The organism is Microcella pacifica (assembly GCF_009371975.2).
In the GTDB taxonomy this organism is placed as follows: domain Bacteria; phylum Actinomycetota; class Actinomycetes; order Actinomycetales; family Microbacteriaceae; genus Microcella; species Microcella pacifica.
In genome coordinates this window covers 24,092-34,350 of record NZ_VIKT02000023.1, presented here as the reverse complement: position 1 = coordinate 34,350, position 10,259 = coordinate 24,092, and the positions used below count along the sequence as shown (strand labels likewise).

The 10,259-nt window shown below is 70.2% G+C and carries 8 protein-coding genes; 5 read left to right on the top strand and 3 right to left on the bottom strand.

All coding sequences use genetic code 11. The features are described 5' to 3' along the window. The coding region (sucB, locus tag FK219_RS11600) for a 2-oxoglutarate dehydrogenase, E2 component, dihydrolipoamide succinyltransferase (RefSeq protein ID WP_152584082.1) at window positions 1–1,158 on the top strand (1,158 nt) is incomplete at its 5' end. Here the strand turns inward: sucB and FK219_RS11595 are convergent. Further along, window positions 1,155–2,660, bottom strand: a complete 1,506-nt coding sequence (locus tag FK219_RS11595) for a serine/threonine-protein kinase (RefSeq protein ID WP_152584081.1) — start codon at window positions 2,658–2,660, stop codon at window positions 1,155–1,157. The two genes, sucB and FK219_RS11595, sit on opposite strands and share 4 nt — an antisense overlap. Window positions 2,661–2,791: 131 nt before the next feature. Here FK219_RS11595 and FK219_RS11590 point away from each other — a divergent pair, with 131 nt between their 5' ends. Beyond that, window positions 2,792–3,505, top strand: a complete 714-nt coding sequence (locus FK219_RS11590; protein ID WP_152584080.1) for a DUF4191 domain-containing protein — start codon at window positions 2,792–2,794, stop codon at window positions 3,503–3,505. Between the two features lies 1 nt (window position 3,506). Here FK219_RS11590 and FK219_RS11585 read toward each other — a convergent pair whose 3' ends face one another. Continuing rightward, window positions 3,507–3,908, bottom strand: a complete 402-nt coding sequence (locus tag FK219_RS11585; protein ID WP_152584079.1) for an RDD family protein — start codon at window positions 3,906–3,908, stop codon at window positions 3,507–3,509. Window positions 3,909–3,981: 73 nt separating this feature from the next. Here FK219_RS11585 and lipB point away from each other — a divergent pair, with 73 nt between their 5' ends. The 3 genes from lipB (at window position 3,982) to glnA (ending at window position 7,211) form a co-directional block, all read left to right on the top strand. Continuing rightward, window positions 3,982–4,635, top strand: a complete 654-nt coding sequence (gene lipB, locus FK219_RS11580; RefSeq protein ID WP_152584078.1) for a lipoyl(octanoyl) transferase LipB — start codon at window positions 3,982–3,984, stop codon at window positions 4,633–4,635. Beyond that, window positions 4,632–5,633, top strand: a complete 1,002-nt coding sequence (gene lipA, locus FK219_RS11575) for a lipoyl synthase (RefSeq protein WP_152584077.1) — start codon at window positions 4,632–4,634, stop codon at window positions 5,631–5,633. Before lipB ends, lipA begins: the two co-directional genes overlap by 4 nt. A gap of 153 nt (window positions 5,634–5,786) precedes the next feature. Beyond that, window positions 5,787–7,211 carry a type I glutamate--ammonia ligase gene (gene glnA / locus FK219_RS11570; protein WP_152584076.1) on the top strand — a complete coding sequence of 475 codons (1,425 nt, stop codon included), beginning with the start codon at window positions 5,787–5,789 and terminating at the stop codon, window positions 7,209–7,211. 116 nt (window positions 7,212–7,327) lie between these two features. On the opposite strand, the gene FK219_RS11565 is transcribed toward glnA, so the two are convergent. Then, window positions 7,328–10,246: a bifunctional [glutamine synthetase] adenylyltransferase/[glutamine synthetase]-adenylyl-L-tyrosine phosphorylase gene (locus FK219_RS11565; protein WP_152584075.1), complete on the bottom strand. Its 2,919-nt coding sequence runs from the start codon at window positions 10,244–10,246 to the stop codon at window positions 7,328–7,330. Window positions 10,247–10,259 lie beyond the last annotated feature (13 nt).

Sequence of the window (10,259 nt, the reverse complement as noted above, 5' to 3'; positions counted from 1 at the left end):
GCGGAGCCCAGCGCGCCGGCCGAGCCCAGCGCGCCGGCCGAGCCCAGCGCGCCGGCCGAGCCCAGCGCACCCGCGGAGCCCAGCGCACCCGCGGAGCCGTCCGCCCCCGCTGCACCGTCTGCTCCCGCCCAGCAGTCGGCGCCCGCGGAGCCGAGCGCTCCGGCGGAGCCCTCTGCGCCGGCCGAGCCCTCCGCTCCCGCACAGCCCTCCGCACCGGCACAGACCTCCGCACCGGCACAGGCCAGTGCTCCCGATGCGAGCGCCGCGGGCTACATCACGCCGCTCGTGCGCAAGCTCGCTCAGGAGCGCGGTGTCGACCTCTCCACCGTGTCGGGCACGGGGGTCGGCGGGCGCATTCGCAAGCAGGATGTGCTCGACGCCGCCGAGAGCGGCGGCACGGCGACCTCCAGCGCGCCCACGCGGAAGCCCCTCGAGGCCTCACCGCTGCGCGGCACGAGCGAGTCCATGTCGCGCCTGCGCAAGGTCATCGCCGAGCGCGCCGTCGTCTCGATGCAGTCGACCGCGCAGCTCACGACCGTCGTCGAGGTCGATGTCACGAAAGTCGCCGCCCTGCGCACGGCCGTGAAGGATACGTTCCTCACGGCGACCGGCCTCAAGCTCAGCTTCCTGCCGTTCTTCGCGAAGGCGACGACCGAGGCCCTGCAGGCCTTCCCGATCATCAACGCGACGGTCGAGGACGACACGATCGTCTACCCGGAGTCGGAGAACCTCTCGATCGCGGTCGACACCGAGCGCGGGCTCCTCACGCCGGTCATCCGCAACGCGGGCGACCTGTCGATCGCCGATCTCGCCCGCGAAATCGCCGACCTCGCCGAGCGCACGCGCGACAACAAGCTCAAGCCCGACGAGCTCGCGGGCGGCACCTTCACGCTCACGAACACGGGCTCGCGCGGCGCGCTCTTCGACACCCCGGTCGTCTTCCTGCCCCAGGTCGCCATTCTCGGCACCGGTGTCGTGACCAAGAAGCCCGTCGTCATGACGGTCGACGGCTCCGACGTGATCGCGGTGCGGTCGACCGTCTACCTCGCGCTCTCCTACGATCACCGCATCATCGACGGCGCGGACGCTGCGCGCTTCCTGACCGCGATCAAGGAGCGCCTCGAAGAGGCCGACTTCGACGGCGACCTCGGCATCTAGCCTCCCGACGGCTCCACGAGCACGTCGCGAAGACGCCAGCCGGCCTCGCTCCTCATCAGCAGGAGCGAGGCCGTCGTCGTCTCCGGCCCGACGAGGTCCACGATGACTGCTGCGCCCATCCGCTCGACGACGACGAGCTCGCGCTCGCCCTCGCTCCACGCCTGCAGGGCGACCACCGAGTCCTCTTCCGGAGTGTGAAGGGCCGCCTCAGCTGACGATCCCGCGTGAGTCGAGTCGGGCGCGCACGCCGCTACGGCCACTCGTTCGCGACAGATCAGCCAGCGCTCGACGAGGACGCTCACGATGTCGACCCACTGCTCTGGCTCCGGACTGAGATGCCGCTCCGGCGCCTCGTCCCGCTCGTCGCGCAGCGGTGTCGACCCCTGCGACATCGCGGGCCGTTCCGACGGCGACGCGGAGGCGGCCGGGCCCGCCGTCGACCCGTCATCCTCGTCAGAGTTCCCGGCGCCCAGGATCAGCAGGGCGAGAAGCACCGAGACCGCGCCAGCAACCCCCAGCGCAACAGTGCGGGGCCTCACGCCGGGGAGAGACCGCGCTCGCACGGCAGCGCCGAGCGCCACGAGACGCGCCTCAGCGGCGAGGACGGTGTGCGCGAGGGCGTCAGGGAGTGCCAGACGTCGTAGTAGTGGGGCGAGCCGACTCTCGCCTGGTGGCGTCGGAGCGTCACGGAGAGGAGCCGCCCCCGAGGGGAGCGCACGCGGTTCCCGCACGCCGCCGTCGCGGGCACCCGGCGGGTGCAGGACTCCGCGGTCGCGCACATCGGGATCGCCAGGGCGCGCGGAGCTCGGAGCGGTGCGCACCGGCGCGGGCTCTGCGCAGTCGAAGAGCGCAGCGACGGTGGACCGGAACCCGGCGGCGAGATCTGCCGCCGGGTCGCCCTCGAGCACCGCCAGGAGCGCGTCGCCCGGCGGAGTCGCGACGTGGCGCGCGATGACCGCGGCGAGAGACCGAGCGCTGTCATGATCGACGCGATACTCGGCCTCCCGGCCTCGGAAGTGCGGGGGAAGCACGGCTCCCGCCCGTGCCGCGCTGAACCGGGTGATCACGGGCGCCCCATCTGAGCGCAGCCGGATCCCGTCCACCGCGAGCCCGCCGAAGGTGAGCCCACGATCGTGCGCCGTCGTGACAGCCTCGAGAAGGGGCACGATGAGCGTGACCGCCTCGCCCGCCGACAGGTCGCCGCGGCGACGGTCGAGCAGTTCGTCGAGTCGTGGGCCGGAGAGATGCTCGAGCACGACGACGGGAGCGCCGGTATCGCTCGTCGCGAGATCGAGCACGGTCGCCGCGTGCTCGTGGGCCGCGCGGGCGCGAGCGTCGATCTCGCGATCGAGCCGAGCCGCGTCGTACTCCTCCGCGACGATGCGCAGCACGCACGGCTGCCCGTCATGCTGCGCGAGCAGGAGCGTTGCTCGCGGATCGCGCGCGAGCACGCGCACGATCGAGTAGCCCGCGACCTGCGCCGTCGGCGCGCTCGACACCATGCCCCCACTGTCGAGCACGGGCGGCACGGCTGCGCCCCGCGAACGGGGACGTGGGGAGGAGCGCGGTGTCGACGATCGATCGGGAGGAGCAGCCGCCGAGAACCCCCGCGCGGGGGCCTATCCTAGAGACCATGGCACGCACCTCCTCCTCGACTCCCCCCAAAGAGCCCGGCCGCATGAAGCAGATGTGGCAGGTCTTCAACATGACACGCCGCATGGACCCCGCGTCGTTGTGGTTCATGATCGCCGGCTTCGTCCTGCCCCTCGCCGCAGGCATCGTGCTCGCCATCGTGCTCTCCGGCGACAACGTCATCGGCATCATCCTGTACGTGGTCGCGGGCCTCATGGGAGGGCTCCTCGTCTTCCTCATCGTGCTGGGCCGCCGAGCTGAGCGCGTCGCGTATCGGCAGATCGAGGGACAGCCGGGCGCCGTGGGCGCCGTGCTCAAGTCGTCGCTGCGCCGCGCCTGGCAGGCGAGCGAGATGCCCGTCACGGTCTCTCCCCGCACCCAGGATGCCGTCTACCGCGCGGTGGGAAAGCCGGGCGTCGTCCTTATCGGCGAGGGCCCTCAGTCCCGCACCCGCCGGATGCTCGAGGACGAGCGCCGCAACGTCAACCGCATCGTGCCGAACGTGCCCGTGCACTTCGTCCACGTCGGCCCCGACGCCGAGTCGACGAAGCTCGAGCGCCTCGCGAAGACCCTCAACGGCCACAAGAAGACGCTCACGAAGGCCGAAGTGCTCGCCGTCAACAACCGCCTGAGCTCGCTGAGCAAGTCGTCGAGCCTCCCGATCCCCAAGGGCATCGACCCGACGAAGGTGCGCGCGCCCCGCCAGCCTCGCTAGCTCAGCGACGCAGCAGGATCGTGCCAGCCGCCCGATCGTGCAGCCCGCGCTGGTCCACGTTCCAGAACACCGCGGGCAGCACGAGCGCGATGAGCGCGGCGCGCACAACCGGCCGCCACACGCCCAGGAGGCCCCCGGCCATGGGGACGACGCGCATCCCGAGCAGCAGGTGGCCGACGCTCGCGTTCACGACGACCGTGAACAGGATCTGCATGCCGACGAAGACCGCGAGCGTCGCGAGCGGGTCGTAGTCGAAGAACGCGACCGCGATGAGCACCGCGATGCCCCAGTCGATCGCGATGGCCGCGAGGCGCCGGCCTATGCGTGCGACCGAGCGGGGCCCGTTCTCAGGGAGCCCGAGCCGCTGGCCCGGCCAGTCGGGCAGCTCGCTATCGGGGGTCACGACAGCAGTCTAGAAGTGCTCGTCTGCGAGCGCGCTCGCAGGCGGCTCGGAGCACGGCGCGTACACTGGCCTCGTGATCGACTGTGTCGTCACGGGGCTAAGCGCCAACTCCGTGCCGTATCTGTCGGGTCTCGAGCAGCAGCGTGCCCTGCACGCCGCCGTCGTCGAGGGCCGGGCGCCCGATACCGTCATGCTGCTCGAGCACGAGAGCGTCTACACGGCGGGTAAACGCACCGAGCCCCAGGAGAGACCCTCTGACGGCACCCCCGTCATCGACGTGGATCGCGGGGGCAAGATCACCTGGCACGGCCCCGGCCAGCTCGTCGGGTACCCCATCGTGCACCTGCGGGAGCCCGTCGACGTCGTCGCGTACGTGCGGCACCTCGAAGGCATGCTCATCGCGGTCCTCGGCGATCTCGGCATCGCTGGCGCCGATCGCGTACCCGGCCGCAGCGGGGTCTGGATGCGCGGCACCGACAAGATCGCGGCGATCGGCATTCGCGTCGCCCAGGGCGTGACGTCGCACGGCTTCGCCCTCAACTGCTCCAACTCCTTCGAGCCCTACCGCCGGATCATCGCCTGCGGGCTCGCCGATGCGGGGGTGACGAGCGTCTCCCACGAGCTCGGCCGCACCGTGACTCCCGGCGACGTCGTCCCGCTCGTCCAACGCCACTTCCGCCCGCTCGTGCTCGACGCAGTGGGCCGAACCGAGGAGGTTCCCGCATGACCGCACTCCCCCACGCCCCGACCGAGGGTCGCAAGATGCTGCGGCTCGAGGTGCGCAACGCCGCGACGCCCATCGAGAAGAAGCCCGAGTGGATCAAGACGACCGCGAAGATGGGCCCCGAGTTCAGCGCGCTGCGCGCACTCGTGGGCGAGAAGCAGCTGCACACCGTGTGCCAGGAGGCCGGCTGCCCGAACATCTACGAGTGCTGGGAGGACCGTGAGGCGACGTTCCTCATCGGGGGCAGCCAGTGCACGCGTCGCTGCGACTTCTGCCAGATCGACACGGGCAAGCCCGCCGACTACGACACCGACGAACCGCGTCGCGTCGCGGAGTCCGTCGTGGAGATGAACCTGCGCTACGCGACCGTGACGGGCGTCGCCCGCGACGACCTGCCCGACGAGGGAGCGTGGCTGCACGCCGAGACGGTGCGCCAGATCCACGAGCTCAACCCCGGCACGGGGGTCGAGCTGCTCGCGACGGACTTCAGCGGCAACCCCGAGCTGCTGCGGGTCGTCTTCGACTCGCGGCCCGAGGTCTTCGCCCACAACGTGGAGACCGTTCCGCGCATCTTCAAGCGCATTCGGCCGGCCTTCCGCTACGAGCGGTCGCTCGACGTCATCACTCAGGCGCGCGACTACGGGCTCATCACGAAGTCGAACCTCATCCTCGGCATGGGAGAGACGCGCGAGGAGGTCTCGCAGGCTCTGCGCGACCTGCACGCCGCGGGCACCGACATCATCACGATCACGCAGTACCTGCGCCCGACGGCGCGCCATCACCCGATCGACCGGTGGGTCAAGCCCGCGGAGTTCGTCGCGATCAAGCAGGAGGCTGAGGAGATCGGGTTCCTCGGCGTGCTCGCCGGACCGCTCGTGCGCTCGAGCTACCGGGCGGGGCGCCTGTGGGCGCAGTCGATGGTCGCGAAGGGTCGACCCATCCCCGACTCGATGCGCGCACTGGCCGAGACGACGGAGGCGTTCGCGCAGGCGGTGAGCTGAGCATCCGGGCCCCAGGGTGCTCGCAGGGTGAACCAGGCTCGGCGTAACATCCCCGAAACATAAGGGACACTGCAGGGAAACCCCTGCCCCCTAGGTTTGAGTCACGGCGCGATCGCGCCCCTTTCCCGTACCAAAGCTCAGGAGATCAGTCACATGTTCAGTGATTCTTCCGAGGTGCTGAAGTTCATCAAGGACACGGACGTCAAGTTCCTCGACATCCGATTCACCGACCTTCCCGGTGTCCAGCAGCACTTCAACATCCCCGCCGCGACGGTCGACGAGGACTTCTTCACCGTCGGCCAGCTCTTCGACGGCTCGTCCATCCGAGGCTTCCAGTCGATCCACGAGTCTGACCTGCAGCTCATCCCGGACGTCTCGACGTGCTACGTCGACCCGTTCCGCACCGAGCGCACGCTCATCATGATCTTCGACATCTACAACCCCCGTACGGGCGAGATCTACGGTCGCGACCCGCGCCAGGTCGCCAAGAAGGCGGAGAAGTTCCTCGCCTCGACGGGCATCGCCGACACGGCGTTCTTCGCCCCCGAGGCCGAGTTCTACATCTTCGACGACGTCAAGTACGAGGTGAAGCAGAACAAGTCGTACTACGAGGTCGATTCGAGCGAGGCCGCGTGGAACACCGGCCGCACGGAAGAGGGCGGAAACCTCGCCAACAAGACCCCGTACAAGGGCGGCTACTTCCCCGTCACCCCCGTCGACCACCACGCCGACCTGCGTGACGACATTGTCATGAAGCTCCTCGAGGTCGGTCTCGACGTCGAGCGCAGCCACCACGAGGTCGGCACCGCCGGTCAGGGCGAGATCAACTACAAGTTCGACACGATGGTCTCCGCTGCCGACGACATCCTGAAGTTCAAGTACATCGTCAAGAACACGGCGCTCGAGTGGGGCAAGGTCGCGACCTTCATGCCGAAGCCGCTCATGGGCGACAACGGCTCGGGCATGCACACCCACCAGTCGCTGTGGAACGGCAGCGAGCCGCTCTTCTACGACGAGGCGGGCTACGGCGGTCTCAGCGACATCGCTCGCTGGTACATCGGCGGTCTCCTCAAGCACGCGAAGTCGGTCATGGCGTTCACCAACCCCACGGTGAACTCCTACCACCGCCTCATCCCGGGCTTCGAGGCCCCCGTCAACCTCGTGTACTCGGCGGGCAACCGCTCGGCCGCGATCCGTATCCCCATCACGGGCACGAACCCCAAGGCCAAGCGCATCGAGTTCCGTGCGCCGGACGCCTCGGGCAACCCGTACCTCGCGTTCGCGGCGCAGATGATGGCCGGCATCGACGGCATCATCAACAAGATCGAGCCGCACGAGCCCGTCGACAAGGACCTCTACGAGCTCCCGCCCGAGGAGGCCAAGAGCATTCCGCAGGCGCCCGCCTCGCTGGATGCCGCTCTCGACGCTCTCGAGGCCGACCACGAGTTCCTGCTGCAGGGTGGCGTCTTCACCAAGGACGTCATCGAGGCATGGATCGAGTACAAGCGCGAGAAGGAGCTCCTCCCCTTCGCACAGCGCCCGCACCCGTTCGAGTACGAGATGTACTTCAGCGTCTAGCAGTCGCGCCACAGCACCACGAGGGCCTCGTTCCGTTCCGGAGCGGGGCCCTCGCGGCGTTCCGGGCCTCGCAGCGTGCGAGCCCGAGCCGTGCGCCGCACCGCGTCGCGAGCGCCTCAGGCGTCGTAGAACCCGCGCTCGAAGACCTGGCGCGCCTGACGAGTCGTGCGCAGGTAGTCCTCCTCGAGCAGAGAGGCGCACCCGGGCGGATACCCCATGAGCCGCGCGATGCCCTCGAGCTGCAGTCGGTCACCCGGCAGAACGTCGGCAGTCTTGTTGAGCCAGAGGGTGAGAGCCGAGCGCACGCGCGAGGCGATGATCCACGCGTCGCGCAGTTTCGCCGCATCGGCGTCGGTCACGAGGCCGGCCTCGACGACAGCATCGAGCGCCTCGAGCGTCGAGGTCGTCTTGAGAGCGGGCTTGGCGGCCGCGTGCTGCAGCTGCAGCAGCTGCACGAACCACTCCACGTCGCTCAGGGAGCCTCGTCCGAGCTTCACGTGGCGAGCAGGGTCCGCGGCCTGCGGCAGCCGCTCCGACTCGACTCGCGCCTTGATGCGGCGCACCTCGCGCGCGTCCGCAGCCGGCAGTTCGTCCGGGTACCGCACCGTGTCGGCGAGGGCGAGGAAGTCCTGCCCGAGGGCATCGTCCCCCGCGACGGCGTGGGCCCGCAGGAGGGCCTGCGCCTCCCACGTGAGCGACCAGCGGGCGTAGTAGGCCCGATAGGAGTCGAGCGACCGCACCATGGGGCCGTTCTTGCCCTCCGGGCGCAGGTCGGCATCCAGATCCAGAGGCAGTCGAAGGTCCTCGGTGAGGCGACCGAGGTCGCGCACGATCCCCTCCGCTGTCGCTTGCGCCCGCTCCCCCGCGCCCACGTCACGGTAGACGTAGAGGACGTCGGTGTCGCTGCCGAAACCGAGTTCGCCGCCGCCGTAGCGACCCATGCCGATGATGGCGAACTCGATGCCGTCGTCGGGCCGGTGCGCCAGCGAGAGCACTCCCGTCAGGAGCGCGGTCGTGACCGCGGTCAGGCCGCGCCCTACCTCTTGGATCGTCGACACGTCGAGGATTCCCGAGAGTGCGAGGCGCAGGATCTCGCGCTGGCGGGCCGTGCGCAGGGCTTTCGCCGCCGCATCGGTGTCGCCGTCGTGCCGGGCCACCGTGGCTCGAGTCTCCTCGAGCAGGGCATCCAGAGATCGAGGCCGCAGCTCCTCGTCGTTCTCGAGCCAGGCCGCACCCTCCGGATTCCGCTCGAAGAGCCCGCCCACGTACCGCGAGGCGGCGAGCACCTTCGTGAGCCGCTCCGCTGCGCCGCTCGAATCACGCAGCATGCGCAGGAACCAGTACGACTCGCCGAGAGCCTCGCTGAGCTTGCGGAAGGCGAGGAGGCCGTAATCGGGGTCGGCGCCGTCGGCGAGCCACTGCAGGATGACCGGCAGAAGCGTGCGCTGGATCGCCGCGCGGCGCGACACCCCGCTCGTGAGCGCGGCGATGTGACGCAGCGCGCCGGCCGGGTCGGTGAAGCCAATCGCCGCGAGTCGCGCCTCGGCCTGGTCGCTCGTGAGTGCGAGACCGCCCTCGGGAAGGGACGCCACGGCGGTGAGGAGCGGGCGGTAGAAGAGCTTCTCGTGCAGTGAGCGCACCGCAAAGCGCGTGCTCTGCCAGAGCGCGACGATCTCGTCGGCCGAGCCGGCGAGGCCCGTCGCCCGGGCGAGGACCCGCAAGCGGTCCTCGTCGCGGGGCATGAGGTGGGTGCGGCGCAGCTGGTCGAGCTGCACGCGGTGCTCCATGACGCGCAGCGTGCGGTAGTCGGTCGAGAACTCTGCGGCCTCGACGCGCCCGATGTAGCCGTGCTCGGCGAGGGACGCGAGAGCGCCCAGCGTGTCGGGCTGGCGGACGCGATCGTCGTGCAGCCCGTGAACGAGCTGGAGGAGCTGGATAGTGAACTCGATGTCGCGCAGCCCGCCGGGGCCGAGCTTGAGCTGAACATCCAGCTCATCGTCGGGGATGTGGTCGGTGACGCGCTCGCGCATGCGCTGCACCGACTCCACGAAGCCGTCCCGCTGAGAGATGGACCAGACCATGGGATGGACGGTGTCGCAGTAGCGCTGCCCGAGCTCGGCGTCGCCCGCGAGCGGGCGCGACTTGAGCAGCGCCTGGAACTCCCAGCTCTTCGCCCAGCGCTCGTAGTACGCCCGGTGCGAGTCGAGCGTGCGGACGAGCGCGCCGTCCTTGCCCTCCGGCCGCAGGTTCGCGTCGACCTCCCACAGCGGGGGCTCGAGCGCCGGGTCCTGAATGCCGCGCGCCGTCTCCGCCGCGAGCCTCGTCGCGATCTCGACCGCCCGCGCGGTCTCGAGGCCCTCGGCGGCGTCGGCGACGTAGATCACGTCGACGTCGCTGATGTAGTTGAGCTCGCGCGCGCCCGCCTTACCCATGCCGATGATCGCGAGCTTCGTGCGCTCGACATCCTCCGCGGGGAAGGTCGAGGCGCGGCGGGCGAGCAGAAGCGCCGCGTCGAGGGCCGCCCCGGCGAGGTCGGCGAGCCCCTCCGAGACGAGAGGCTGCGCCTGCAGCGGGTCATCCTGCTCGAGATCCCAGGCGGCGAGCAGCATGAGATGGCGCCGGTACGCCACGCGCAGGGCGACCCGGCCCTGCTCGACGTCGTCGGTGGCCTCGACCGCCGCGGCGAGTTCGGCGCGGTAGGTCGCCGCACCCAGCGGGCCGGGCGGCCGCTCGCGCAGTGCCTCGAGCTGCTGGGGGCGGCGGCGCAGGAAGTCGGCGAGCCCCTCGCTCGCACCGACGACGCGCACGGCTCGAGCGCTCCACTCGGCATGAGACGACAGGGCGGCAACATCCTCCGGATGCTGCTCCTGCAGCCTCGCGAGGGCCCGCAGCGCGCGATCCGGGTCGGCGGCCTGCCCGAACACACCGGCATCCTCCGTGGCGATGTCGAGGGTCTCGAGCAGCGCGCGCACGTCGCTGAGGTCGGTGAAACCGACCCGAGCGAGCTCGGTGAGGGTGGACTGCGGTCGCGTCATGGCGTCAGCTGCC

Bases quoted from the DNA above. Each gene is read 5' to 3' on its own strand.
- FK219_RS11565 (WP_152584075.1), bottom strand. From the start codon at position 10,246: ATGACGCGACCGCAGTCCACCCTCACCGAGCTCGCTCGGGTCGGTTTC.
- lipA (WP_152584077.1), top strand. From the start codon at position 4,632: ATGACCGCACTCCCCCACGCCCCGACCGAGGGTCGCAAGATGCTGCGG.
- FK219_RS11590 (WP_152584080.1), top strand. From the start codon at position 2,792: ATGGCACGCACCTCCTCCTCGACTCCCCCCAAAGAGCCCGGCCGCATG.
- FK219_RS11595 (WP_152584081.1), bottom strand. From the start codon at position 2,660: ATGGTGTCGAGCGCGCCGACGGCGCAGGTCGCGGGCTACTCGATCGTG.
- glnA (WP_152584076.1), top strand. From the start codon at position 5,787: ATGTTCAGTGATTCTTCCGAGGTGCTGAAGTTCATCAAGGACACGGAC.